Source organism: Frankia alni ACN14a (assembly GCF_000058485.1).
In the GTDB taxonomy this organism is placed as follows: Bacteria; Actinomycetota; Actinomycetes; order Frankiales; family Frankiaceae; genus Frankia; species Frankia alni.
Genome location: NC_008278.1, coordinates 3,296,653 through 3,321,102, shown reverse-complemented (window position 1 = coordinate 3,321,102; position 24,450 = coordinate 3,296,653). Strand labels below are relative to the sequence as shown.

25 protein-coding genes are annotated in these 24,450 nt (G+C 73.2%); 5 read left to right on the top strand and 20 right to left on the bottom strand.

Going from position 1 to position 24,450, the window contains the following annotated elements:
- Positions 1–33 precede the first annotated feature (33 nt).
- Positions 34–495: an SRPBCC family protein gene (locus FRAAL_RS30450; RefSeq protein WP_011604195.1), complete on the top strand. Its 462-nt coding sequence runs from the start codon at positions 34–36 to the stop codon at positions 493–495.
- Positions 496–636: 141 nt separating this feature from the next.
- Here FRAAL_RS30450 and FRAAL_RS13310 read toward each other — a convergent pair whose 3' ends face one another.
- From FRAAL_RS13310 to FRAAL_RS13300, 3 genes are all read right to left on the bottom strand, one after another.
- Complete coding sequence (locus tag FRAAL_RS13310; protein WP_011604194.1) at positions 637–894, bottom strand: hypothetical protein; 258 nt, start codon at positions 892–894, stop codon at positions 637–639.
- A 199-nt stretch (positions 895–1,093) separates the two neighbouring features.
- Entirely contained in the window at positions 1,094–4,570 is a 3,477-nt protein-coding gene (locus tag FRAAL_RS13305) for an ATP-binding protein (protein ID WP_011604193.1), read from the bottom strand.
- Between the two features lie 24 nt (positions 4,571–4,594).
- Entirely contained in the window at positions 4,595–6,064 is a 1,470-nt protein-coding gene (locus FRAAL_RS13300; RefSeq protein ID WP_011604192.1) for an FAD-binding oxidoreductase, read from the bottom strand.
- 191 nt (positions 6,065–6,255) lie between these two features.
- Here FRAAL_RS13300 and FRAAL_RS13295 point away from each other — a divergent pair, with 191 nt between their 5' ends.
- Entirely contained in the window at positions 6,256–7,083 is an 828-nt protein-coding gene (locus FRAAL_RS13295; RefSeq protein ID WP_041939270.1) for an SDR family NAD(P)-dependent oxidoreductase, read from the top strand.
- Positions 7,084–7,106: 23 nt separating this feature from the next.
- On the opposite strand, the gene FRAAL_RS13290 is transcribed toward FRAAL_RS13295, so the two are convergent.
- From FRAAL_RS13290 to FRAAL_RS13260, 7 genes are all read right to left on the bottom strand, one after another.
- A complete protein-coding gene (locus tag FRAAL_RS13290; RefSeq protein WP_011604190.1) occupies positions 7,107–7,337 on the bottom strand; it encodes a lipoyl domain-containing protein in 231 nt (76 codons plus the stop codon).
- Between the two features lie 59 nt (positions 7,338–7,396).
- On the bottom strand, positions 7,397–8,407 hold the full coding sequence (locus FRAAL_RS13285; RefSeq protein ID WP_011604189.1) for an alpha-ketoacid dehydrogenase subunit beta: 1,011 nt from the start codon (positions 8,405–8,407) through the stop codon (positions 7,397–7,399).
- Positions 8,404–9,432, bottom strand: coding sequence for a thiamine pyrophosphate-dependent dehydrogenase E1 component subunit alpha (locus FRAAL_RS13280; RefSeq protein ID WP_011604188.1), 1,029 nt, complete (start codon positions 9,430–9,432; stop codon positions 8,404–8,406). Before FRAAL_RS13280 ends, FRAAL_RS13285 begins: the two co-directional genes overlap by 4 nt.
- A complete protein-coding gene (locus tag FRAAL_RS13275) occupies positions 9,429–11,192 on the bottom strand; it encodes an FAD-binding protein (protein ID WP_011604187.1) in 1,764 nt (587 codons plus the stop codon). Before FRAAL_RS13275 ends, FRAAL_RS13280 begins: the two co-directional genes overlap by 4 nt.
- A gap of 106 nt (positions 11,193–11,298) precedes the next feature.
- Positions 11,299–11,658 carry a 2Fe-2S iron-sulfur cluster-binding protein gene (locus tag FRAAL_RS13270; protein ID WP_011604186.1) on the bottom strand — a complete coding sequence of 120 codons (360 nt, stop codon included), beginning with the start codon at positions 11,656–11,658 and terminating at the stop codon, positions 11,299–11,301.
- The gene (locus FRAAL_RS13265) at positions 11,655–12,995 is read right to left on the bottom strand and encodes an aromatic ring-hydroxylating oxygenase subunit alpha (RefSeq protein WP_011604185.1); all 1,341 of its coding nucleotides are present in this window, start codon (positions 12,993–12,995) and stop codon (positions 11,655–11,657) included. The genes FRAAL_RS13270 and FRAAL_RS13265 overlap by 4 nt, the downstream gene beginning before the upstream one ends.
- Positions 12,996–13,253: 258 nt before the next feature.
- The gene (locus FRAAL_RS13260) at positions 13,254–13,877 is read right to left on the bottom strand and encodes a TetR/AcrR family transcriptional regulator (protein ID WP_011604184.1); all 624 of its coding nucleotides are present in this window, start codon (positions 13,875–13,877) and stop codon (positions 13,254–13,256) included.
- Between the two features lie 251 nt (positions 13,878–14,128).
- On the opposite strand from FRAAL_RS13260, the gene FRAAL_RS13255 reads away from it, so the two are divergent.
- Positions 14,129–14,716 carry a DoxX family protein gene (locus tag FRAAL_RS13255; RefSeq protein ID WP_011604183.1) on the top strand — a complete coding sequence of 196 codons (588 nt, stop codon included), beginning with the start codon at positions 14,129–14,131 and terminating at the stop codon, positions 14,714–14,716.
- A gap of 348 nt (positions 14,717–15,064) precedes the next feature.
- Here FRAAL_RS13255 and FRAAL_RS13250 read toward each other — a convergent pair whose 3' ends face one another.
- Entirely contained in the window at positions 15,065–15,490 is a 426-nt protein-coding gene (locus FRAAL_RS13250; protein ID WP_200912873.1) for a nuclear transport factor 2 family protein, read from the bottom strand.
- A 116-nt stretch (positions 15,491–15,606) separates the two neighbouring features.
- Positions 15,607–17,115 (bottom strand): HNH endonuclease signature motif containing protein, encoded by a 1,509-nt coding sequence (locus FRAAL_RS13245; protein WP_011604181.1) that lies wholly within the window; start codon positions 17,113–17,115, stop codon positions 15,607–15,609.
- 886 nt (positions 17,116–18,001) lie between these two features.
- Here FRAAL_RS13245 and FRAAL_RS13240 point away from each other — a divergent pair.
- Together FRAAL_RS13240 and FRAAL_RS13235 are read left to right on the top strand one after the other, a co-directional pair.
- Positions 18,002–18,442, top strand: a complete 441-nt coding sequence (locus FRAAL_RS13240; RefSeq protein ID WP_011604179.1) for an ArsR/SmtB family transcription factor — start codon at positions 18,002–18,004, stop codon at positions 18,440–18,442.
- Positions 18,439–18,936, top strand: a complete 498-nt coding sequence (locus FRAAL_RS13235) for an SRPBCC family protein (protein WP_041939269.1) — start codon at positions 18,439–18,441, stop codon at positions 18,934–18,936. The genes FRAAL_RS13240 and FRAAL_RS13235 overlap by 4 nt, the downstream gene beginning before the upstream one ends.
- A gap of 112 nt (positions 18,937–19,048) precedes the next feature.
- Here FRAAL_RS13235 and FRAAL_RS13230 read toward each other — a convergent pair whose 3' ends face one another.
- Genes FRAAL_RS13230 through FRAAL_RS31680 form a run of 8 tightly spaced genes read right to left on the bottom strand, consistent with a single transcriptional unit; the run spans position 19,049 to position 24,442 of the window.
- Positions 19,049–20,056: an SRPBCC family protein gene (locus FRAAL_RS13230; RefSeq protein ID WP_011604177.1), complete on the bottom strand. Its 1,008-nt coding sequence runs from the start codon at positions 20,054–20,056 to the stop codon at positions 19,049–19,051.
- Positions 20,057–20,079: 23 nt separating this feature from the next.
- Positions 20,080–20,754: a hypothetical protein gene (locus tag FRAAL_RS13225; RefSeq protein ID WP_011604176.1), complete on the bottom strand. Its 675-nt coding sequence runs from the start codon at positions 20,752–20,754 to the stop codon at positions 20,080–20,082.
- Positions 20,751–21,569 (bottom strand): GvpL/GvpF family gas vesicle protein, encoded by an 819-nt coding sequence (locus FRAAL_RS13220; RefSeq protein ID WP_041940497.1) that lies wholly within the window; start codon positions 21,567–21,569, stop codon positions 20,751–20,753. The genes FRAAL_RS13225 and FRAAL_RS13220 overlap by 4 nt, the downstream gene beginning before the upstream one ends.
- Positions 21,570–21,574: 5 nt before the next feature.
- Entirely contained in the window at positions 21,575–22,006 is a 432-nt protein-coding gene (locus FRAAL_RS13215; protein WP_011604174.1) for a gas vesicle structural protein GvpA, read from the bottom strand.
- Complete coding sequence (gene gvpK, locus FRAAL_RS13210; protein WP_041939268.1) at positions 22,003–22,401, bottom strand: gas vesicle protein GvpK; 399 nt, start codon at positions 22,399–22,401, stop codon at positions 22,003–22,005. Before gvpK ends, FRAAL_RS13215 begins: the two co-directional genes overlap by 4 nt.
- Positions 22,398–22,685: a gas vesicle protein gene (locus FRAAL_RS13205; RefSeq protein WP_083866999.1), complete on the bottom strand. Its 288-nt coding sequence runs from the start codon at positions 22,683–22,685 to the stop codon at positions 22,398–22,400. The genes gvpK and FRAAL_RS13205 overlap by 4 nt, the downstream gene beginning before the upstream one ends.
- On the bottom strand, positions 22,678–23,916 hold the full coding sequence (locus tag FRAAL_RS13200) for a GvpL/GvpF family gas vesicle protein (RefSeq protein WP_011604171.1): 1,239 nt from the start codon (positions 23,914–23,916) through the stop codon (positions 22,678–22,680). The genes FRAAL_RS13205 and FRAAL_RS13200 overlap by 8 nt, the downstream gene beginning before the upstream one ends.
- Positions 23,894–24,442 carry a gas vesicle protein gene (locus FRAAL_RS31680; RefSeq protein ID WP_083866787.1) on the bottom strand — a complete coding sequence of 183 codons (549 nt, stop codon included), beginning with the start codon at positions 24,440–24,442 and terminating at the stop codon, positions 23,894–23,896. The genes FRAAL_RS13200 and FRAAL_RS31680 overlap by 23 nt, the downstream gene beginning before the upstream one ends.
- Positions 24,443–24,450: the final 8 nt, after the last annotated feature.

The window sequence follows — 24,450 nt, the reverse complement described above, 5'->3', positions numbered from 1 at the left end:
CACCCCAGTCCTGACCAGCCACCGGGAGCTGACATGCCGCAGGTAAGCGACGATCTCGTCACCGACCGGCCGATCGAGGCCGTGTTCGACTTCGCCGCCACGGCCGGGCACTGGCCCCGGTGGCACCCGGCCGCGCGGCGCGTCGAGGGCGCGGTCGACCGTCCGGCCCGGCTCGGCGACCGAATCCTGGAGCAGGTGACGGTCGCCGGCGTCGACAACACCGTGACCTGGACGATCGTCGACTGCGAGCGTCCGCAGCGGCTGGCGTTCACCACCGACGTCGACGCCGGTCAGGTGCGGATCGGCTACGCCCTGGCCGCACTGGCCGACGGACGAACCCGGTTCCGGCGGACGGTGGACTTCCCCGACCTGGGCCCCGCGTTCGCCGACGCGATGCGCGCGCAGTCCGTCGAGGGGCTCGCCAACCTCGCCCGCCTGCTGGCCGAGGGCGGCGCCGACCCCGCTCCCGCCGCTGCCGCCGACCCCGTGGGGTGACCCGGCCCGTCCGGATCCATGCCGTCGCGATCCTGCCGAGGACGGCCCGACCGGCGGGGTCTTCGACGACGCGGGGTGGTGCCCTGGTGATGTACCCGGCCACCCGCGACCAGCCCCGCCCTGCGAGTTCCGGCTGACCCGTCAGCCGCCACGCCCGGTCCGGGCGAGCTCGGGGCGATGGCTGCTGACCCGCTGCCGGCGGCGGGCGAGCAGAACGTCGGCGAGGGCGTCCGCGCGCTCCATGTCGTCGAGGGTGGCCCGGGATCGGCCCTCCACCTCGAGGATGGCGGCGAGGAGCTCGGCGGACAGTCTCATCCGCGCCGCCACCCGGGCCACGCTCGGCGGGAGGCCGGAGGAGGCCCGGTCCGACAGCGGGCGGCCATCGCCGGAATCGACCATCTGCGGCGGAATCCGACCGTCCGGCGTGACGCGGCCCCTGGGCGCGGCGTGACCCCTGGGCGTCAGGTGGCTCCTGGACGCGGTGCGGCGCTCGGGGGCGAGGCGAGGGCGGGGCCGGACTCCGAAGAGATCGAACATACATTCGATCCTGGCGGAAGTGGATCGTCCTGTCAAGGTCGACCACCCCCGAGATCAGCGGTCAGCTCCGCGCGGCGAGCAGGGCGCGGGCGTCGCCGGCGACGCCGACCATCCCGCGCCGGGTGGCCCGCTCGGCGATGTCGCGCAGCTCGGCGGCGTCGGCCGGATCGGCGGCGTCCGCCGGATCGGCGGGATCGGCGAGCTGGGCGAGCTGGGCGGCGACCAGCCGGCACCGCAGCAACGCGCCGACGCCGTGGGAACGGGCGGCGAGCGCCGTCGCCGTCGCCAGGTGCACCCGGGCGCCCGCGACGTCGCCGGTCAGGGCGGCGAGGCGGGCGAGGGCCAGCGCGACCGGTCCGGCCATGCCGCAGTGGCCCACGTTGGCCACGCAGTGCGACACCGGTGCCAGCCGGGCGGCGAGCGTGGCGGCGTGCTCGCGCAGACCGCGGTCGGCGACGGCGTGGGCGAGGATCGTCAGCCGGCTGTGCGTCGTCCAGGACACCGGCTCGGACCGGGCGAGCTCCGCGGCGATCAGCTCGTCGGCGACCGGCTCGCCGCGGGCGACGGCGGTGAGCACCGCCGCCAACGGCGCGAACGGGCTGTCCGGCAGCGCCTGCGCGTCGTCCTCGTGCAGTCGGCCCTGCTCCCAGCGCAGGGTCAGCCGCGCCGCGTGGTCGGCGCCGCTCTGGTAGAGCTCGGTCTCCCGGTGCAGCTCGGCGGCGTGCCGGTAGATCCCCTCGGCGGTACTCAGCTCGTCGTCGCGCCACAGGGCGAGCGACCCCTGCGCCCAGCGGAACTGCACCCGGCTCGCCGGCAGCCGCAGCAGGTCGCTGCCGAGCGCGCCCAGGCGAGCGTGCTCGACCGCCGCCGGGTCGCCCAGCGCCGCCTTCGCGAGATAGAGCAGACCGTGGCCGATCACCTCGTCGACCGGGGCGCTGGCATGCGGCACGGTCGCGAGCCGGCCGATCAGCTCGACGGTCTCGGCGGCCCGCGTCGCGATCCCGGAGAAGGCCAGGGCCCGGCCGAGCAGCGCGTCGGCCAGCGCCTCGCCGTCGCCGATCCGCTCGGCCAGCTCGACCGCCCGGCGGCTGAGCAGGTCGGGCACCGAGCCGTCCGGGTCGTAGCAACTTCCGACGGCGAGCGCGGACAGCACCCGCACGTGCGCGACGGGATCGGCAGCGACGAGTGTCTCCAGCCCGGCGAGGCGGGCCAGCAGCGGGGCCGGGTCGTCGCCGAAGACCGCCCACGGCCAGGAGCCGCTGGTACGCAGGAGCGCGGCGGCCAGCCGGCCGGCGGAGTCCAGCCGTCCGCGGCGCAGCGCGTCGAGCAGTCCCGCGTCGACGACGTCGAGCAGTGTCTGCCCCCGACCCGCCCGGGCCAGCGAGCCGACCCGGGCGACGACCAGCTCGTCCCGGTCGACCTCGGGGTCGAGGTCGACCGGGCCGCGGTCGAGGGTGTCCAACGCCTGCGCCCACCAGTAGGCGGCCAGGTCGGCGTGCCACCGGTTGTCGGCCTCGACCGCCGCCGCCCGGCAGGCGTCGAACACGTCGGCCGCGTCGGCGAGGGGGGCCGCGGCGACGAGGTGCGCGGCCCGCCGGGTCAGCGCCTCGCCGCCCGGTGCCGACCCGATCGCCTCGGCGATCCGCAGGTGCAGCCGCTGGCGGCGCAGATGGGAGATCCCGGCGACGACCTCCTCACGCAGCAGGGCGTGCGCGAACACGTACCGTCCGGTGCCGGCGGCCTGGACGATCACGTGCTCGTCCGCGGCCTCGTCGAGCAGGTCGGCGAGCTCGTCGCGGTCAAGCCTGGTGACGCGGGCGAGCAGCTCGATGTCCAGGGCGTCGCCGATGACCGCGGCGGCCCGCAGCACCTGCAGCACCGCTGGGTCGAGACCGGCGAGACGCTGGCCGAGCACCGAGCGCACCGCCACCGGGACCTGCCCGCCGGCGCGCTCGTCCGCGGGCAGCCGGGCGTACTCGCAGACGAAGAACGGATTGCCGCTGGTCCGCTCGGCGAGCTGCGCGGCCTCGGCGGCGTCGATCGCCTGCCCGCTGATCCGGCTGACCAGCTCGGACACCTCGGCCTCGGTCAGCGGCGGCACGGCCAGGTGCCGGGAGCCGTGCCGGCGGGCCGCCGTGGCGAGCAGCCGGTCCAGTTCCGGCCGCCCGGCGACGTCACGCGCGGTCGCGATCACCGCGAGGCCGGGCACGGTGCCCGCGCCCGCCAGGTGGGTGAGCAGCCGCAACGACGCGGGGTCCGCCCAGTGCACGTCCTCGGCGACCAGCAGCAGGGGTCGGACCCGCACCGCCTCGGCCAGCGCGCCGAGCACCCGGTCGTAGACGGCGAAGCGGGCCGCGTCCGCGTCGACGCCGCTCGGTGGGGTGAGCGCGTCCTCGGGGTCGGCGCCGAGGTCGCGCAGGAGCTGGCGCACCGGCCACCACGGCGGAACCGCGTCGTCGTCCGGGCAGCCGGTGCGCGACACGGCCCCGCCGGCCCGTTGCCAGCGGGCCGCGGCCTCCTCGGCCAGACGGCTCTTGCCGATGCCCGCCGGCCCGGTGAGCACCACCCAGCGCCCGGCTCCCGTGCGCGCCTGCGACAGCACCGACTCCAACGCGGCGAGCTCCCGCACCCGTCCCACCAGATCGCCCGGCTCCGACGCCGCCTGCGCCCCCCGACCGGCGACACCGTCGGCGGTCGGGGCGCCGCTGCCGCCGGCGGACCCGGCCCGGTCGAGGGGGCCGGTCGCCGCCTGGTGGCGGGGCACCGGCCACGACTCCAGGCCGGGATCCTGGCGCAGGATCGCGCCGTGGAGGTCCCGCAGCGCCGGGCCCACCTCCAGCCCGAGCTCGACGTCCATGCGGCGGGCCTGCGCGCGCAGCACCTCCAGCGCCTCGGCGGCGCGTCCCGCCCGGTACAGCGCGATCACGTGCAGCCAGCAGGCCCGCTGCGCCAGCGGCGCATCGGCGAGCAGCCGACGCGAGCGCAGTACCGCGGCGGTGATCCGCCCCGCGCCGAGCAGGCCGACGACCGCGCTCTGCTCGCCCTGCACCCACCGCTCGTCCAGCGCTCCCGCCGCGGCCAGCACCCACGGCTCGTCGGCGAACTCGGCGAGCAACGGCCCCCGGCGCAGCGCCGCCGCCCGGTCCGCCGCCTCGACCGCCCTCGGCCAGTCCTCGCCGTCCGCGGCCGCCTGGGCCCGGTCGCACTCGGCCTCGAACAGTCGCACGTCGATGTCGCCGGCGGGCAGATCCGCGACGTAGCCGGGGGTGCGGCGCAGGATCGGCGAGGTCGCCCGCTCGTCGTCGCGCAGCAGCCGACGCAGGTTGGAGATGTGCGCGTGCAGGCTCGACAGCTTGCTCGGCGGATGCTGCGCCCCCCAGACGGCGTCGGCGATCCGGTCGACGGAGACCACCCGGCCGGCGTCGAGCAGCAGCGTGGCGAGCACGGCCCGCTGCTTGGGGCCACCGAGCAGGATCGGCCGCCCGTCCCGGACGACCTCGATCGGCCCGAACAGCCGGTAGAACGACACGTTCCCCATGATGGCCGTTCCCGCCTCGCCCGCTCAGGAGTGCAGCAGGCCGGCCGCGGCACGCACCGGGTGGGACGCCGCGATGCGGGCGTTCGGGTCGTAGCCGGCGGTGAGGGTGGCGAGCCGGGTCAGCACGGCGGGATCGTACTTGCCGGCGACGACCGCCGGGTCCGCGCTCGCCTCGAAGTTCGGCGCCGAGCGCCCGTCCGTCCAGGGTCGCATCGCCGCCATCAGGCCGGCGGCGTGCCCGACGGTGGCCTCGACGATCGGCGGCGCGGCGACGCCGATGGTCAGCAGCGAATACGCCGCGTCCCGGTGGCAGACGGCGCTGGGCTCGCGGGGCTCGCGCCCCAGCGCCCCGCCGAGCAGCCGCAGCTCGACGATGACCTGCGGGCACGCCGAGTCGGGCCCGGTCAGCCGCAGCAGGGTCTGCACCGCCGTGTCCGGCAGGTCGCGCAGCAGCGCCGCGCGTTCGTGGACCGGCATCGGGTCGACCGGGTCGGCGTGGATCATGCCAAGCGCGTGGAAGGGCAGGACCCCGAGGCCGCCGAGGATGACCGGTGCCAGCCCGCGGATCGGGTCGACGATCCGCTCGCCGTCCGCGGAGTCGCCGACCCAGGCGAAGCGGACCGCGACCGTGCACCGGCCCGCCAGCGGCGGCGGCACCGCGGGCGACGGCGGCAGCCGCAGCACCGCCAGCGACGTGGTCGCCTGCTCCGGCAGGCCCGCCGACCAGGTCTTCCACGCCGACACGACCCGGTCCGCGTGAGTACCGTCGAAGTACAGGCAGCCGCCAAAGAGCTCCGCGACGTCCAGCAGCGCGAACTCCACCGCGGTGACCACGCCGAGCGCGCCCTTGCCGCCGCGCAGCGCCCAGAACAGCGCCGGGTTCTGCGTGGCGGTGACCCGGCGCGGCTCGCCGTCGCCGGTGACGACGTCGAACGCGGTCACCAGGTCGCTGCCGTAGCCGAAGGTCCGGGCCACCGGGGACAGCCCGCCCCCGGTGAGGTAGCCGACGACGCCGACGTGCGGCGCGGAGCCGGCCAGCGCGCCGAGACCGTGCTGCGCGGCGGCGTCGAGCACCCGCTGCCAGCGCACCCCGGCGCCGACGCGGGCCGTGCGGCGCACCGGGTCGATGGTCACCTCGTCGAGCCGCCCGGTGTGCACGAGCAGGCTCGGCCGGCTGTACGCCACCGCGCCGTGCCCCGTCGCCTGGACGACGACGTCGAGGTCGTGGACGTCGGCGAAGCGGATCGCGGCCGCCACGTCGGCGGCGTCCGCGACGGCGACGACGGCCACCGGCGCCGAGGCGGCGGTGACGTTCCACGGCGTGGCGGTGGCGGCGTAGGCGTCGCTGCCGGGCAGCAGGATCTCACCACCGATACGCCCGGCGAGGTCGGCCAGCCCGCGATCGAGGGCGGTGGCGAGGGCAGTGCGATCGGGGACGGTGCGATCAAGGGCGGTGCGCTCGGGGGCGGCGGGGTCGGGCGCGAGCGTGGACATGGGCGGCTCCCCAGGTGAGGCACGAATCTGTGGACGTGCTCCACCGTGCCGACGCCCACTTGGCCGCCGCTTGGCCTGCGCGGCGGTCCGCTTGCGGCGGGCTTGCAACAGACCTGGCTCCCCGCCACAGGTGACGGCGATCACTACAAGACGATAGGTTGTTGATGATCCAATCCGGCTCTGGAGGTTTGATGCCCACAGCATTCGTCACCGGCGCGAGCCGCGGCATCGGCAAGGCGATCGCCCTGTCCCTGGCCGAGGCCGGCTACGACCTGGCGGTCTCGGCCCGCACGGTGCGGCCGGGCGAGATCCGCGACAACGCGTTGACGGTGCACCACTCCGACGAGCGCCCCTTACCCGGCAGCCTGGCCGAGACCGCCGCCGAGATCGAGGCCCGCGGGCGCGAGGCCCTGGTCGTACCGTGCGACCTGACCGACCGGGAATCGGTCGAGGCGGCCGCGCGCCGCATCCTCGACACCTGGGGCGGCGTGGACGTCATCGTCCACAACGGGCGCTACATCGGCCCCGGAATCATGGACGTCTTCCTCGACACCCCGCTCGACGCCTACGAGAAGATGTTCGAGGCGCACTGCATCGCCCCGATCATCCTCACCCGCGCGCTGCTGCCGGCGATGCTCGCCCGCGGCGGCGGGGCCGTCGTCACCATCACCTCCGGCGCCGCGTGGCTCGTCCCGCCCGCCCCGGCCGGGCAGGGCGGCTGGGGGCTGGCCTACGCCGTCGGCAAGGCGTCGGGAAACCCGCTGGTCGGAATCCTGCACACCGAATACGCCGGGCGCGGGCTGCGCGTGTTCAACGTCGAGCCCGGCTTCGTCGCCACCGAGCGCAACGAGATCTCGGTGCGCGACTACGGTCGCGAGCTCGTCGGGGCCGCTCCCCCCTCGGCGATCGGCGCGACCGTGCGCTGGCTGCTGGACAGCCCCGACGCCGACTCCCTGCTCGGCACGACGATCGAGGCCCAGGACCTCTGCCGGGCCCGCGAGCTGCACCCCGCCTGGTAGGACCGCGGCGGGGTGCCTCGCGGTCACTCGATCCGGCCGACCAGGGTGCCCACCGGGTAGGTCTCCTCCGGCACGCCGAGGATCACCAGCGTGCCCGCGGCGGGCGCCTCGATCTCGGTCTCGGTCTTGTCGGTCGCCAGGACGTAGAGCGGCTGGCCCGCCTCGACGGCGGCTCCGTCATCGGCGAGCCACTCGCCGATGACGCCCTCGGTCATCGTCACTCCGAGCTGGGGAATGCGCAGTTCCTCCGCCACCGGGCGTGTCTCCTCTGACTGTTCGGCTGATCGGTTCGGTGCCTGGATCGCCGGCCAGGTCAGAGCGTGGAGCGGATGGCCGCCGCGATCCGTGCCTGGCTCGGGATGTAGGCCTCCTCCAGGGAGCGCGCGTAGGGCACCGGCGTGTCGGGCGCGGTGACCCGGGCGACGGGGGCCGCGAGCTGGCCGAACAGCTCGGCGTGGATCGTCGCGGAGAGCTCGGCGCCGAAGCCGTTGCGGCGCACCGCCTCGTGGACGACCACGGCCCGGCGGGTCCGGGCGACGGAGGTGAGCAGGGTCGTGGTGTCGAGTGGCTGCAGGGTGCGCAGGTCGATCACCTCGACGCCCACCCCCTCGCCCGCGAGCTGCTCGGCGACCGCCAGGCAGTCGGCCACCTGGCGCCCGTAGGTGATCACCGTGATGTCATCACCCGCCCGGGCGATGTGCGCCTGGCCCAGCGGAATCCGGTAGTCCCCCTCGGGCACCGGGCCGCGGGCGGCGAAGTACAGCCCGGTCACCTCGACGAACACGCACGGGTCGTCGTCGAAGATGCAGGACAGCAGCAGCCCCTTGGCGTCCGCCGGGTTGCTCGGCACCACCACCTTGAGCCCGGCCGCGTGCACGAGCTGGGCCTCGAGCATGTCCGAGTGCTGTGCGCCGAAGCCGCCGCCCGCACCGGTGGCGGTCCGCACGGTCAGCGGCACCGGCGTCCGCCCGCCGGACATGTAACGCAGCTTCGCGGCGTGGTTGACGAGCTGGTCCATGCAGACGTGCACGAAGTTCATCAGCATGATCTCGGCGACCGGCCGCAGGCCCGAGATGGCCGCCCCGATCGCCGCGCCCAGGATGGCCTGCTCGGAGATGGGGGTCATCCGCACCCGGTGCGCGCCGTGCTTCACACCCAGGCCCTTGTGGACGCCGAACCCGCCGCCGCCGGGCTCCTGGATGTCCTCGCCGAGGGCGAAGACCGCCGGGTCGGCGCCCAGCGCGACGTCGAGGGCCTCGTTGACGGCCTGCACCATGCCGAGCGTGCGGGCCTTCTGCTGCGTCGCCGTCCCGGCGCCTGTCATCTGGTCGCTCCGTCCTGCGTGGTGTCCGCGTACACGTCGGTGGTCAGTGCGCTCGCCGCGGGCAGCTCGGCGGTTCGCGCGAACTCCCAGGCGTCGGCCACCTCGTCCGCGGCGGCGCGCTCGACCGCGGCGAGCTCGTCCTCGCCGACATCGGCGGCGAGCTGCGCCCGGAAGCGCACCAGCGGGTCGGCGGCGATGGCGGCCCGCAGTTCCTCCGGGGGCATGTAGACCTGCTGGTCGCCCATGATGTGGCCGCAGAACCGGAAGGTCATCGCCTCCAGCAGCGTCGGGCCGCCGCCGGTCCTGGCCCGCTCGATCGCGGCGCCGGCGGCGTTGTACAGCTCGATCGGATCGTTGCCGTCCACGGTGACGCCGGGAAGGGAGTACGCGGCGGCCCGCTGCGCGATCCGGTCGACCGACGTGCCCTCACGCAGCGGCGTGTACTCGGCGTAGCGGTTGTTCTGGCAGACGAAGATGACGGGCAGGCGCCAGATCGACGCCAGGTTCAGCGACTCGTGAAACGCGCCGATGTTGGACGCGCCGTCGCCGAAGTTGACCACGGTGACCTGGTCGGTGCCGCGGAGCTGGGCCGACAGGGCCAGCCCGTTGGCGATCGGCAGGCCCGATCCGACGACGCCCGTGGTCACCATGAGCCCGTACTCGGGCGCGGTGACGTGCATCGGGCCGCCCTTGCCCCCGCAGGTGCCGGCCGCCTTGCCGAGGTACTCGGCCCACAGCTCGCGCAGCGGCACGCCCTTGGCGATCTGGTCGTGCAGTCCGCGGTAGGTGGTGACGACGTAGTCGTCGCGGCGCAGGTGGGCGGCGACGGACGCGGCGGCGAACTCCTGCCCGCGCGGCGAGTAGTACATGCCCCCGATCGCGCCGCTGGTCATCAGGGAGCGGTACTTCTCGTCGAAGCGCGCGATCCGGGTGGCGGTGCGGAACAGACCGAGCTGGACGTCGAGGTCCGGAGGCGCGGAGAAATCCACCGCGGCGGCCGAGTCCGGGGGTGCCGAGATGCTCACGAGAGCTCCCCTTGCCTTGAGTGGGCGGTCTTGCTGGAGTGGGCGGTCTTACTGGGATGGGCGGCCTGACCGGAGTGGGCGGTCTGACCGGAGTGGGCGGCCTGACCGGGGGCGACGGCCTGCGTGGAGCGGCCGGCTCGGCCCGCCGCATGCGCACCGGCGCGCCGGCCCGAGAAGACGGCGTCGGCGAGCGAGAGCCCGGAGACGTAGCTGTTGCTGCACAGGCCGACCGCCGCCCGCCCCCCGGCGTACAGGCCGGGCACGCGCGAGGCGTCGCGGCGCAGGACCTCGCCGCTGTCCTCGTCGACCACCAGCCCCCCGAGGGTGATGAACGGGAACGGGTAGAGCGACGAGGTGCGGGCCGAGACGTCCACCGCGTAGTAGGGGCCGGCGCCGATCGCGCGGTGGAACTCGCCGGTCTTGCCGAACCGGTCCGGCAGGCCGGCCGCGGCCGTGTCGTTGTACTCCCGGACCGTCCTGTCCAGGCCGGCCGGGTCGATGCCCACCCGGCGGGCCAGCTCGCCGAGGGTGGCGGCGCGCCGGTGGCCGGCGGGGCCGAACAGGTAGGCCAGCTGGGGAAGGTGGAAGAACGCCGACTGCGTGCGGATCTGGCCCCGGGCCCGGCGCCACGTCTCGGCGTCGACGACGAGGTAGCCGCGGGCGTGCTGCTCCTCGACGAGGGGCGCGGAGAAGGTCGCGCCGTAGAGTTGCTCGTTGGCGAAGCGTGCGCCCTGGTCGTTCACGACGATTCCGCGCATGAAGTCCGAGGGCGGAGAGAGGAACCGCCAGCCGGACATCTTCTCCAGGTGCGAGGTAGCGGCGTCCACCGCGGCGGCGAGGCCGAGGGCGGCGCCGGTGTCGCCCGCCGTGCCGAGCGCCGCGAGCCCCGCCCAGTCGGGGGCGTGGCGCGCGACGAGTTCCCGGTTGAAGCCGTACCCACCGGTGGTCAGCACCACCCCGCCGATCGCCCGGACCCGCCGCGGTGTCGACCGCCGACGGGCGGCGGCGACCGCGAGCGCGCTGAGCCGGGCGCCGAGCGCCGGATTCCACACGTGGGCCTTCGCCGCGAGCTCCGTGTACGTCCGGTGCCATCCGCCCGGTTCACGTCCCGGCGGTGGCCCGTCGTAGTCGACGCCGACCACGCGGCCGTTCTCCACGACGAGGCCGCGGGCCTCGGCGAGCGGGCGGAAGGTGACCCCCAGGCGCAGCGCAGAGTCCCGCAACCGGCCGTAGAAGGTCGCCCCCGAGAAGTTCCTCGCGTGGGTGCGGTGCCCCCGCGGTGCCGGGCGCGCGACGTCGGCGTAGCCGGTGGCCAGCTCGTTGCCCGAGTAGTAGAGGTAGTGCCGGTTCGTCGGATAGGACGTCTTGTACGGGCACAGGCTGCCCTCGAACTCGACCCCCTGCCGGCCGAGCCATGCGAGCATCTCCCGGCTGCCCTCGACGAACCGGCGCAGCGTGCCGGCGCTGACGGCGTCGCCGACCTCCAGGCGGAGATACTCGTACATGCCCTCGACGGTGTCGGTGACCCCGGCCTGGGTCTGCTGGGCGGTGCCACCGCCGGCGTAGACGACACCGCCCGAGTGCGTCGTCGAACCGCCGCCGTAGAAGCGGTCCAGGACGACGACGGAGGCGCCGCGCTCGGCGGCCGCGATCGCCGCGCACGCCCCCGCCCCGCCGAATCCGACCACGACCACGTCGAACGATTCGGTGACGGTGTCGGCGGTGGCCGCGGATAAGTGTGTTGGTTCAGCTGAATCCATGGGTGCTCGCTCCTCGGTTCCGAAGCACTCCCCCGGTGGGCTCCGGCACAGATGTCAGAGAGTCGGTTCTGGGCTTCGCGGCAGGCGGCGCCGATCCGCGCCGGTGCTACCGCGCCGGGTCGGCGTCCGCGGCGTTCCGGGAATTCGGTCGGACGCCCCGTTTCTCGACCGTCACGTCACCGGTGACGGTGAGCCGGCAGGCCAGCCTGGTGTCACGACTGGATCGCCGGCCGCGCCGGCTGGCGAGCTGGCGCAGGACGCCCTGCTCGACGGAGTCCGGCGGGCCGAGGTGCTGGTGGCCGTCGACCACCCGAAGGGCGCACGCGGTGCACCGAGCCTGTCCGTAACAGATCGTCGGCCAGGTCAGATCCGTACGCAGCGCGGCGGCGAAGACGGTCTCGCCCACGCCGACCTGGAGGTCGATCCCGGCGGGCTCGACCCGCACCCGCGCCGGGCGCGGCGTCATCGGGACAGGTATTCGTCGATCACCCGATGACTGTTCACGATCATCGACTCGTAGCGGCCGGAGAGGACCAGGTCCCGCATGCCCTGGGTGTGCACGCCCTTCTGCTGCGCGGCGATGTTACGGAAGTCCTCCTTGAAGATCTGCGGCCAGTCCTCGATCTCGATCGGGCCCTCCAGGACCGGGGGGTCGGGCTCGTCGTCGCCGTCGGCGGGGATCTGGACCGCCCACACCTCGAACAGGCACGACTCGGGGTCGTTCCCGTTCGGCCGCACCCGGTAGATGATGGAGTTCCCGTACGCGGGGAGCACCGTCATGTTCGGGAAGATGTGCGCATAGCCGGTGGTGTCGGTGGCCGGCGGCGGAAGCGGGATGCCGGCGCCCGCTGCGTACTCGTAGAGCGCCCCGAAGAAGGCCATGGGGTACTCGTCCGGGTCGATGTCGCGGGTCGCCAGGCTCTGCTGGAGAAACATCTCCCGGTCGGTCGCGTACGCGTCCGTCCCGACGTAGAGCGCGTTGTTGAACTGGGTGAAGTAGTCCGCCATGGACATTCCGGGGACGGGCACCGAGCCGTCGCTGGGCCGCAGATGAGCATGCCCGCCGGCGAAGCACTCGAAGTTGCCGCCGAGCACGTCGATGTCGTAGTCGTCGTCCGCCGCGCCCATGCTCAGCGACGGATGCGCCTGCATGATGTGGTAGGCCTCCATGAAGGCCTCCTGCGCCATCTTCCAGTTCGCCGGCAGAATGAGGTGACGCCACCAGCGGACCCGCATCCGCTCGAACCCGATGGGCGCCAGGGTCGACGCGATTCCGGCCATCGCCGTGGCCAGCGGAGGGGCCGCGGGATCCATGTTGACGAAGACCAGCCCGAACATCGTCCCGACCTGGCACTCGCGCAGCCGCAGGGAGTCCGGATCGAGGCAGTCGGGCGCGAAACCGCGCCGTGCGTAGACGTAGGAGCTCGACCCGTCCAGGTTCCACCGCCAGCCGTGGTAGGGGCAGACGATCTGACCGCCGTGGAACGTGCCGGTGCCGTTTCCCAGCGCGGTCGCCCGGTGCCGGCAGGCGTTGAAGTACGCCTTCACGGTGTCGGCGGTCTCCCGCACGATGAGGATGGACTGGTCGTTGATGCGGTATTCGGTGAAGTCGCCGGGCCGTAATATCTCGTCCAGCCGGCAGGCGAACTGCCAGGCGTGCGGCCACAGCTTCTCGTTCTCCCGCCGGGCGAACTCCCGGTCGAAGTACCGTCCGACCGGTACCCGCGAGGGATCGGTGATCGCGTGGGGGAAGGCCGGCGAGGCCGCCCGCCTGGGAGCCTCCGGTTCGGCGTGGATGGTCAACGCATCTCCTCCTTCGCGGGTGCGCCCGCACCGGTGCGCGTCGGGTCCCCCGGCGCGCCGCATCCGGCGGTCGCCTGCACGGCAGTGACGTAGAAGTAAATAAACAGTCACTTACTTTAAGATGTGACGTAGCTCATGTCAATGCTCGAACGGCGATGGATCGGCAGGAATCGGCCAGGTCGCCACACCGCCGCCCGCCACGCCGACCCGCCCGACACCCACGGCGCCTGCAGGGCGGGTGGGGCGGGCCGCTCCCGCTCAGGAGCCGGTCGGGAATCCCTGGGCGAGCAACGACTCGGTCAGTCGGATGGCCGCCCGGTGTCGATCGGCCGTGGCCGTCACCGACAGGTGGGTCAGCCCCCAGCTCACCGAGGTGAGCAGATCGACCATGGCCTCGACGGAGGTGCCGACGGGCAGCTCACCGGTGTCGACCGCCTCGACGACCAGCCGACGGTAGAGCGTCTCCTCGGTGTGGCGGCGGTACCCCACCGCGGCCGCGAACTCCGGCGAGTGCGTCGACTCGAACAGCAGGCTCGCCTCGAAGCGGGTCATCGACGGGTGATCCGCCATGCACGCGAGGGCCTCCTCCAGCAGGGCGACCAGACGGGCCCGCAGCCCCTCGACGGAGAAGGCCGCCGCCTCCAGCCGCCCCACCACGTCGGCGAAGACGTCGTCGAGCGCCTGGAGGACCAGGTCCGCCTTGGACGGGAAGTACCGGTAGATCGCCGCGCTCGTCAGGTCCGCCTGCTCGGCGATGGACTTCATCGTCGCCCTCGAGTACCCCACCTCGGCCACATGCGTCATCGCCGCCAGCAGGATCCGGCGCCGGGTGCGCTCGGCGTCGGCGTTCACCGGGCGGCCGAGGCGAGCCGACGACTTCATCCGACGCTCCTCCAGGTCGGCCCGCCGGGCCTAGGTCGCCATCGCCCGGGGTGACGCGGGCCAACCCCGAGTATCCCCGGTGTGCGCCGGCTCGCGTTCGCCCCTCGGGACGTGGGCCGTCGCCGACCGAACAGACCGTCCGCGACTTCTACCAGGACATCGACGCATTCAGCCGGATGTGACACCCCCGGGGGGTCGATCGCGACCGGGGTCGCGGACGCGAAAAGTGATCGTCTGTATACGATGCGTCAATGACATTGGATGCTCAGCAAGCAGCCCCTGGCCGGACGGGAGACGGAGCGATCATCGGAGCAGGCGATGCACGCGCAGAGAAGGCACGTCGGCGCCCGGCGCCGACGGGGCGCGATCTCGGACTGCTCCTGCTGCGTCTGACCGTCGGCGTCACCATGGCCGGCCACGGCACCCAGAAGCTGTTCGGCTGGTTCGGCGGCGGCGGCCTCGACAGCACCGGGGCGTTCTTCACCAGCGCCGGCTATCCGTCGGGCCGGGCCTTCGCCGTCGTCGCCGGGCTCACCGAGACCCTCGGTGGAATCGGCCTGGCAGTCGGCCTGCTCACGCCGCTCGCCGCCGCCGCGATCCTCGGCACGCTGATCAATGCCATGGCGATCCGCTGGGGCGGCGGGTTCTTCGCCCCGGACGGCATCGAGTACGAGATCCTGATCGCCATGGCGGCCCTGTCTCTCGCCCTGACCGGCCCCGGTCGCCTCTCGGTCGACGCCCGGTTGCCCGTCCTGCGCGACAACCGCCTCGACGTCGGCGCCGCCGCCGTCGCCCTCGGCGGGGTGACCGCGGCCGTCGTACTGCTCATCCGCGGCTGAGCGGGTCGGCGACCGTCGGGGTTTCGCCCGCGACTGACCGGGGATCGCGCCTGTGACGTCCCGGCGGTGGCACCGTGCGGACAACCGCCGGACGAGGGTCGGGAACCGGGCATCCGCGACGGCCACGGGCTGGGCGTGGGTCGTGGCGGCCGGCCGGGCAAGGCGATGCGGACCGCAGACCGGCCGGCCGTCCCCGCGGCCGACCGTCCTCCTGCGAAGCCGTCTGACGTCCCCCGGAGTCGCCTACCCTTCTTCCGGAACCGGCGTCCTTTCTCGGAACCGCCCGTCGCCGGTATCCGCGGCCGGCGATGGTGTCGCGGTGCCGTGGGGGGCCGCTGCCGGCGCCGGTCATGCGGCGCTGACGTGGGCCGCGAGCAACCGCCAGCCGTGCTCGCCGCGATGCCAGGTGCGGGTGTAGCGGACGCGGGCGCTGAACGGTTCGCCGCGCAGCCGGCCCTCGACCGTGCCGAGAAAGAGGGTCACGCCGGTCCGCCCAGCGACGATGACGGTGAGGTCCTCCTCGACGACCTTGTTCATCACCTGGTCGCCGGACCGGTGGATGTGCAGGTCATCCGCCTTGGTGTGGAGTGCGCCGTCGGGCCCCGTGAACACGAGTCGCTCATCGATCGGCTCGTCGAGCACCTCGACGTCGGAGGCCAACTGCGCCGCCTGCAGCCGACGTTCACTGGCTCGGAGCCCCTCGGCGGGGTCGGCGCCATGCCAGCAGTCCCCTTCCGCCGGATGAGTGGCCATCATGTCGCTGTCGTCATCCATCAACTGCTCGCCTCCAGTGTTCGGGGCCGCCCAGAGCCGGGGCCGCCACCGAGGGGTTAGTCCTCGCCCAATTGCGAGCGAGAGCAGGCGGAATATGGTCACGGCTGCGGTCGGGTTCATCCGGCGGCGACGTCGTAGAGTAGGGAGTGGGGGTGGCGGGTGTAGGGATTCCGGCGGGGGGTACGGTCGGGGTCGATCCAGGCCGGAGGCAGGAATTCGGGTCGCCGGTCAGGGCCTAGTTGAACGGTCCAACCCTGATGGTGGACAGTCCGGTGGTGATAACCGCAGAGAAGGACGCTGTTGTCCAGCGAAGTATGACCGCCGTCAATCCAATGGCGGATATGATGCGCTTCGCACCATCCTACCGGACGATCGCAGCCGGGAAACGCGCAGCCGTTGTCCCGGGCGATCAGTGCCTGGCGGATGTCGGCGGTGACAGTGCGGTGCGCACGGCCGACGTCGAGGGGGACGCCGGCGGGGTCGAGAATGATGCGACGGACCGACGCGTCACAGGCGATGCGACGAAGGACCTCCCGGGAAAGGGGCTGTCCCCAACTGGTGGTCGCGGGCAGGCCAGAGCCGCCGAGCAGCGCCGCCCAGGGGACGGTCACGGCCAGGTGCGGGCGGATCCCGCCGGTGACGGGCAGTGCGGCAGTGTCGAGGGGGCGGCCGAGCAGGTCGACGAGGGCGTCGGCGCGCCGCCGGGCGGGGTTACGCGGGTCGAGAGTGCCGTCGAAGGCGGGGCGGGGTGCGGACAGCGAGTCCAGCGCGGTGCGCAGCAGAGCGGCGGCTTCCGCCTCGAGCTCGCCGCTGATCCGGGTCATCCCGTCCGGCAACTCCGACAACCACAGCCCCCGCCGCCCCGCCGGATCCTCTCCACCCCCACCAGCCAGACCGCCGGGATCGGCGCCGGGACCCCCGGGATCGGCAGGGCCGGCGGGGTCAGCGGGGTTGTGGGGCTGGCCGTTGTTCGCGCCGCTACCGCCTGACTCTCCGTCACCGGACTGCCCGCTGGCATCCGGCGCATCGCCCTGGCTGGCAGACCCGCCGCCGGGAGTCGACTCGGGCGGATCGCCGCCGGGGCTGGGATCTACCCAGGTCAAGGTCTCGCGTAGGTGACGGGCCAGCCGGGCCAGCGCGGTCGGATCGAACTCATCGGCCTGCCGCAGCAGGAACGCCTCCGCCCGCCGGCGCACGTCTGCGGTCGCCTCGGCGGGCAGCGACCGCATCCCCGCAGCGATCACCAATGCCTGCTCCACACGGATCTCCCCCGCGGCCAGCCGCTGCCCGGTGGCCGCCAGCGGGCCGTCCACGGCCACGGCCAGATCAACCAGACGGCCGGCGTCCGCCGCCCGCAGCCGCAGCCGTTCCCGCAGCAACGCCGCTGTGCTGCTTGCACCGACCCGCCGCGCCAGACCCCGGCCGTGCACCTCAGCGACCACCTGAAGCCGAAACGCCGCTAGCCGTGTCATTACCGCCGTGCAGTCAATCAGACAGGCATCCAGCTCGGCATCCGACAGCGCCCACACTCGGCCGTCGTTCAGCTCGTCCACCCCGGAGGACACTGCCGCGACCCCTTCGAGCAGCGCAGACGACCCACCGGCACCGGCAGAATTCCAGACCATGAGGAAAGCCTAAGTAAATCCCTTTCAAAAGTCGAACGTATGTTCGTATCCGTAACCAGGGCGGCTTTCTGTTCGCCACGCGGACGGAAGGCACGACCACAGCACCAAGGCTGTCCCCCTGCGGCGCCAGCAGAACCATCTCCGTGCCGATCCGCCAACAATGAGTCGTAGTCGTACTCTTACGGAGTGGCCGCTCCCAGCGTGTGTCCGGTCTTGGTGCGCCGGGCGCCCGATGACAGTGGAGGGGGCAACTTCCGGGTTCCGGTGGGGCATCTCAGGAACCGGTGACACCGGCAGCGAGCTCGAACCGCACCGGTAGGCCGCGCCGAGACTCGCGCCCCCGACAACCCTGGGGGACAGGCCTGCGGAGCAGACAGCGCCGCAGCCAGCTCCGAGCGTTAGCGCCTGGGCGGGTAGCGCATGAGGGCATGAGCGGACACAGGGCCGAGAGCAGTCCGCACGCGCCCGAACCCGCAGCGCGGGTCCAAGACCGAGAGCGATCGACGCGAGTGTGCAGACGAGAGCGACCGACGCGAGCCTGCAGGCGGCACGGACGGACAGGCGGCACGGACGGACAGGCGGCACGGACGGAACGGGCGGAACGGGCGGCACGGGCGGCACGGGCGGAACGGGCGGCACGGGCGGAACGGGCGGCACGGGCGGAACGGGCGGAACGGGCGGCACGGGCGGAACGGGCGGAACGGGCGGAACGGGCGGAACGGGCGACGCGAGCCTGCGGGCGGCACAGGCGACGCGAGCTTGCGGACGCGGGCGGCCGGGAGCGGGCAGCCAGAGCGGGAAGGTCGTCGGCCGCCGCCGCACGGACCGGCGGTTGCGGTGACGCCGACCTTGCCTCGTTCACCGGCGTCCGCTAACGTACAACCTGATGGTTGTAGATCAGAGCTCCACCGAGCAGGCCGATCGCCTCTTCCATGCCCTGGCCGACGCGACGAGGCGCGAGATCGTGGCACTCACCCTGACCGGTGAGCACTCGGTCTCCGACCTGGCCCGGCGGTTCCCGATGAGCTTCGCGGCCGTGCAGAAGCACGTGGCGGTGCTGGAGGGCGCCGGGCTGGTCACGAAGCGGCGGCAGGGTCGGGAGCAGCGCGTGCGGGGCAACGCGGACGCGCTGCGCGAGGTGCGTCGGTTGCTGGACGAGCTTGCGGACCTGTGGCGGGGACGCATCGATCGGATGGCCGCGATCCTCGCCGAGCCGGACCCACCCGAGAGCGACACCGCAGACAGCGACACCGCAATCAGCGACACCGCAGACAGGCACCGACCAGATCCGACGAACGATACAGACGGCAGGGAGCAACGCGCATGACCGTGATCGACGTGAAGACCGATCCTGAGGCCCTCAGCCTCGCCATCAGCTCCAGGTTCGAGGCACCGCCGCAGCGGGTGTGGCGGATCTGGGCCGACCCGCGCCAGCTCGAGCGGTGGTGGGGCCCGCCGACCTACCCGGCGACGGTCGTCGAGCACGACCTGGCTCCCGGCGGCTCGGTCACCTACTTCATGACCGGGCCGGAGGGAGACAGGCACTACGGATGGTGGCGCGTCCGGGCGGTCGACGTCCCGCACCGGCTGGAGTTCGAGGACGGCTTCGCCGACGACGAGGGCCGCCCCAACCTCGACATGCCCACCACGATCGTCCGCGTCCGGCTCACCGCGGAGGACGAGTCGGCGACCGTGATGACGATCGAGAGCACCTTCCCCTCCTCCGAGGCGATGGAGCAGATGGTGTCCATGGGCATGGTCGAGGGCATGTCCGAGGCCCTGGGCCAGATCGACGCCCTGCTGGCCGGGGCCCCGGCCTGACCGCGTGCCCTGCGCGCGGCCGTAGCCTCGTCGGCGACGACGAGGCCCCCGGTCGTCGGGCCCGGCCCGCCTGCCGAGATCACCCTCCGGCACGTCCCGCCGGCATGGACGATCAGCCGCCGACCGACGCCTTGGGCCTGGCTTCAGCGTCGGAGGTCTGTTCGGACTCGTCGCCGGTGTCCTCGCCCGAGGGCCCGGGTGTCGCGCCCGCGGGCCGCCCGGCGTCGCCGCGGCCCGAGTTGGCCGCGTCGTCGGCGTCCCGCGTGCCCTCGGACTCCTCCGCGCCCTGTTCTCCTTCGTCGGGCCGTTGGACGACCTCGCCGTCGCGGATCACACCCCGCCACGAACCGCTCGCCTCACCCTGCATCGTGATGTAGCGGCGGAAATGCTTGAGATCGAGCCGGGCCCGTCGACCACCGGCCCGCCAGATATTACCGATCTTCTCCATGAGTCCGGACGGGTAGTATTCCATGGCCAGCAGCACCCGGGTCAGGTCGTCGGCGAGCGGGTGGAACGTGACGGCTCCCTTGGTGGAGCCCTTCGGGCCCTCCGAGGTCCACACGATCCGCCGGTCCGGTATCTGCTCCTGGACCTTGGCCGCCCAGCTACGCCGGGATTTGAAGACCTTGACCCGCCAGTTCTGCTCGGTCTCGCTCTTCGCGTCCACCGCCTCGACGCCCTTCATGAAGCGAGAGAACTGCGGGTACTGCGTCCACTGGTCATAGGCCACGGAGACCGGCACCCCGACATCGATCGTCTCCTCGATGTTCGTGGCCTTCGGCGGCCCGCCCTTTCCGCCGGCCCCCTTGCCACCGAGATGCAGCACCGACTTGACCTTGTCCTTCGCCGCCGTGGCCGCCGTCGCGAACGCGGCCCGCAGCGGCGACTTCCCGCTGGCCAGCTGCTGGGAGCCCGCCTTGAGCGCGGAGGCCGCACCGCCCGTGTCGGCGAGCACGTTCAGCTTGTCCGTACCCGAGGTGAGCCGCTCCGTCGTCTTCCCGACCAGCTGGGCACCCCGCGCCTTCGCCAGGTTCTTCGCCTGGTCGACCAGGTTCTTCGTCGCCGGGTTCTCGCGCAGGGCGCCGACTATGCCCGTCTGCTTTGCCGTCGTCTGCGTCATGTCCCCTCCTCATCGATCTGTCGTCACTCGGCTTCCGCCATGAGAGGGCGAGGACGAGCGCCGCGCGCGGGTGCAGGGGCACGGCCGGCGGGACGGCGTTCCCCATCACTGTCGTCGGACCCCTTCTCCTCGGTCTCCGCCTCCTCCCGCTCCGCTCCCGTCGACCCCTGGTCGGATTCCTCGGCCTGATCACCAGCAGCGCCGTCGCGCTGGTCGCCGGTGCTGCCCTCGGCCTGCTCGCCAGGACTGCCCTCGGCCTGCCCCTCGGGGGTGCCGTCCGCCTCCTCCCCCGCGGGCGCCTGCTCGTCCTTCTTTCCCCCGGCGCCGGGCACCGTCTTCAGGACGTCGGTCACGGCTCCGGCCGCCGCCTTCGCGGTGGTGCCGCCCTTCTCGGTGAGGGTCTCCGCGAGCTGCTGGGTCCGTTGCTGCAGGTTCTCGGTGAGACGCTCGACCTGGGACTCGTACACCGACAGGGCGGCACGCCGGCCGGCCTCCACGACCGGCCCGCGCACCTGGGCGAGCAGCTCCTCGCCCTGGGGGGACTTCAGCAGCTTCACGGCCTGATCCCGCAGGACATCCTTGGGGTCGTGATGGCGTCCGGTGAGCCAGAGCGCCACGCCGATGGCCGTCTTCGCCTTTTTGGTCCGGCCGAGGACGTAGCCGCCGACGAGCGCCGCGGCGATCTTCGCACTACTCACGGTTGATCATCTCCCTTGCGGTCGTCCCCCTCCGGTCCCCAGCCCCAGCGGCCGGTGCCCGCAAACGAGTCGGCGGGTCCCGCCGCTGAAGCCCGGGTGACGGTGGGGATTTCGATGAAGTCGATGGCGGGCAACGGACCGACGTACTCGATCGAGAGCTCCGGGCGGGCCCGACGCAGCCTCGCGACCGCGGCGTCGAAGGTCTCGACGTCGTCGGCGGCCAGCAGGAAGGCCCAACTGAGCACGGGATCCTCTGCCCCGCCGTGTCGCCGTCGCGGCCGATCGGAGCGGGCCAGCGGCTGCAGCTCGCTGAGGATCTCGTCGGCCTGCCGCTGCCGCCGCTGCACGACCAGCTCGGCGATCTCCTGCCCGAACCTGATCCGCTCGTCCAGATCGTCCGGTGGCGGGTAAGCGGCCGCCGGCGACCCGGGGAGCACCGCCTGCAACGCGGAGTGCTCCTCCTCGTCCACGTCGAGACGCAGCTCCACGAGACCATCGACGGCGTCGAGCCGCTCCGGCATCACGTCGACCAGCGGCGCGAGGACCTCCGCGCGCACGGCGTCCTCGTCGGGGGCGACCGTGCCGAACCGCAGGGGCAGCACGGGGCCTCGTGCCAGCAGCCGCTGCAGGATGTCCAGATGGTGCACCGCCTCCTGGTCGCCGAGGACCCCGACGTCGGCGGTGCAGCTCACCGCGGCCGACAACGGCCCGAAGCGCACCAGATGCACCGGTTCCGGGGGGTGGCCAAGGCCGGGCGGGGCGGGTTCGGGAGCCGGGTGCCCCGCTCGCGTGACGCCATACACGATGACGGGCACGGCGCTCACCCCTTCTTGCCGCCGCGGCGCTCTGCCGGGGCCTCGCGACCTACCGGCAGGTCCCGCCCGCGACGTTCCTCGACGGGCGCACCACGCAGCGCGCCGACCACCTCCTCGGCGGTGTCCTTGAGTCCGCCGAGTGCTCCGCTCGTCTTGTGCCGAGCGGTGCCCTCGGTGACCTCGTGCATGAGCCCGGGAAGGCCCGCGACCTGCTCCCTGGGCTGCAGATCGAGCCGGTTCACCGCTTCCGCGAACCGCAGGTAGGTGTCGACGCTGGCAATGACGATCCGCGCGTCGATCGTGAGGATCTCGATTCCCACCAGCGCGACGCGAACGTAGGCGTCGATGACGATCCCCTTGTCGAGAACCACGTCTAGGACGTCGGCGAGACTGCTCGGTTGGGGAGCTCGATTGATCGGACGACTGGCAACGGTCATGGCGCTGACCTCGCCTTCTGACAGGATTGCTGGTCGGCGCAGGATCGGGCGGAGCGCCGCGCGGGTGCCATCGGCCCGCGGTCCGGGACCGCCCCGGCGCCGGCCTCGACGAGGCGGCGCGCCCGGGCGACGGCGTCGTCGGCCTCCCGCTGGGTGACACCGAGCGACGTGCGGACCCGCTCGAGGCTGTGCCGGATCTCGATCAGTGCCTGGCCCAGGTCGTCGAGCTGCTGCGCCGTCAGCTCGCCGCCGTCCATCCGGCGGATCGCCTGGCGTTCCAGGACCTCGCGCAGCAGTTCGAGGACGACCACGACGAGCTGTCCCAGACCTCGACCGACCTGGTCCGGGTCGGCGTCGAGGCGCAACGGGCGACCGGCACCGCCGGAACCACTCATTCCGCCACCTCCCCAGCACCCTCCACGGCCGTCTGGATGCCGACGAGGAGCAGCCGCAGATCGAGCCGGATCAGGTCGACCCCGGCGAGGGCGATCACGACGTCTCCGCTGATCACGACACCGCGATCCACGAGCCGGTCCAACAGGTCGGCGAGCGGCTGGGCCGCAGAGCAGGGCGTGCCCGTGGTGGCCGGGGTGCGGGGTCGGACCAGACCGGCGACACCGGCCCGGCCCCGGGGAACGGGCCCGCCGCCCGGCTCGCACCTCCGACCCGACTCAGCCATCCGCACCACCGCCATCCGCACCACCGCCATCCGCACCACCGCCGTCCCCACCACCGCCGAGGGTGACGTGCACGAAGGAATACGGCGGCCAGGGCCCCGTGATCTCGGCGTCGAGACCGGCCTGCGTCAGTCGCCGCACCAGCGTCCGCGCCGCCGCGAGGAACTCCTCGTCGGCCAAGCGCGGCACGAGGTACGCGCAGTCGAACATCCGCCCGGCCCGGCCGCCCCGGCGTCGCGCGGTGTCCCGGGCGAAGGCGGTCAGTTCCTCGTCCGCCTGTTCGATCAGCGTGCCGAGTTCTTCCCGGCGTGCCTCCTGCGCCCGGATCTCCCGGCGCCGGGCCGTAAGATAGGCCGTCCCCGATCCCGGCGCGAGTCCCGCCACCTCCACCGGAGGATCGATGGGCTGGTCGAGAGGCGCCGCATCGGCCACCGGCTGAGGCGCGTCGACCCGCAGGCCCCATTCCCTCGTGTCCTGAACCTGGGCCAGCGTGCGGGAAAGCGTCTGCTCCGGATCATCGAGCACCGCGTACGCCTGCTCCGCGTCTGGCAGGACCGTGCCGAAACGCAGCGGGAGCACCCCACCGCGTTCCGCCAACGCCCGCAGCACCTGATCGTGCCGGCGGGCAAGGTCCGCAAGCCGCCCCGTCTCCGAGACGTCCTGTTCAAGGTCACGCAGCAGCGCGAGCTCGATGTCGGAGACCACCAGGGCCACCGGCGGGCGGACCACGGCGCGCACCCCGGTCCCGGCCACCAGACCTTCGAGATCGGACACGTGACGGCTCTGCTCCGGTACGATCCCGTAGGCGTACAGGCCGTGGTCCACGTCGACGCCGCAACCGCGCCCGCGAGACCCGCCCGTGGATGCGGCCGCAGTCCCCTCACCGCCCGGGACCGCGAGGTCTCCTGACACGCGGTCGTCTGACACGCGGTCGTCGGTGGGGACCTCGGCCTCCCGCACTAGCCCGCGCTCACCCGGCAGCCCCTCGTCGGGCCCCGGCGGCGCCTCGCCCGGCAGCCCTTCGCCCCACAGCCCTTCCGCGAGGCCCGTCCACCCTTGCGCGAGTCCCGGCACCCCCGCGTCGAACACGACCCGCGTGATCTCCTGCGCCAGGCGCTGCGCGAGCTGGCGCCGGGCCACACTGCGCGCCTCGGAGACGGCTTCCTCGAGCACGCCGGGTGCGAGCTGTCGGGCAAGGGCGGCGAGGCTGTCAGCGTCGCTCGCCGCGGGCATGGCGGCTCTCCCCCCTCGTCGCGTCCGGCGCTCCTGCGCTCACCGCTCCTCCGCTTGCCACGGAATCGGCCCAGGGCAGGTACGGCCGTCGAGTGGCGGCGGCGACCGGGGCGGAGGCCGCCCATCGCCGCTCGTCGACCATCCTCGCCGGCGCCTCGACCGCGGCCCGGTCCGGCAGACCCCGCCCGACCTCGGTCGCAGGCGTACGGCCGGCGGCCTCCAGGGCCGCCAGCCGGCCGCGCAGCTCCTCGTTCTCCTCTCGCAACGAGCGTGCCTTGGAGTTGAAGAAGGGATCGGCCGTCCACCAGTCCAGACCCATCTCGCGGGCCGTGTCCGCCGAGGCGATGAACAGACGCAGCTTCAGGGTGAGCAGCTCGACGTCCAGCACACTGACGACCACGTCACCGACGATCACGATGCCCTTGTCGAGCACCCGTTCCAGCACATCCGCGAGGGAGTCGGAACGTGGCCCACTCCACGCCCGTGCCCGAGACGGCCCGGTGGCGAGGCTTCGATCGACGGTCATCAGCGGTC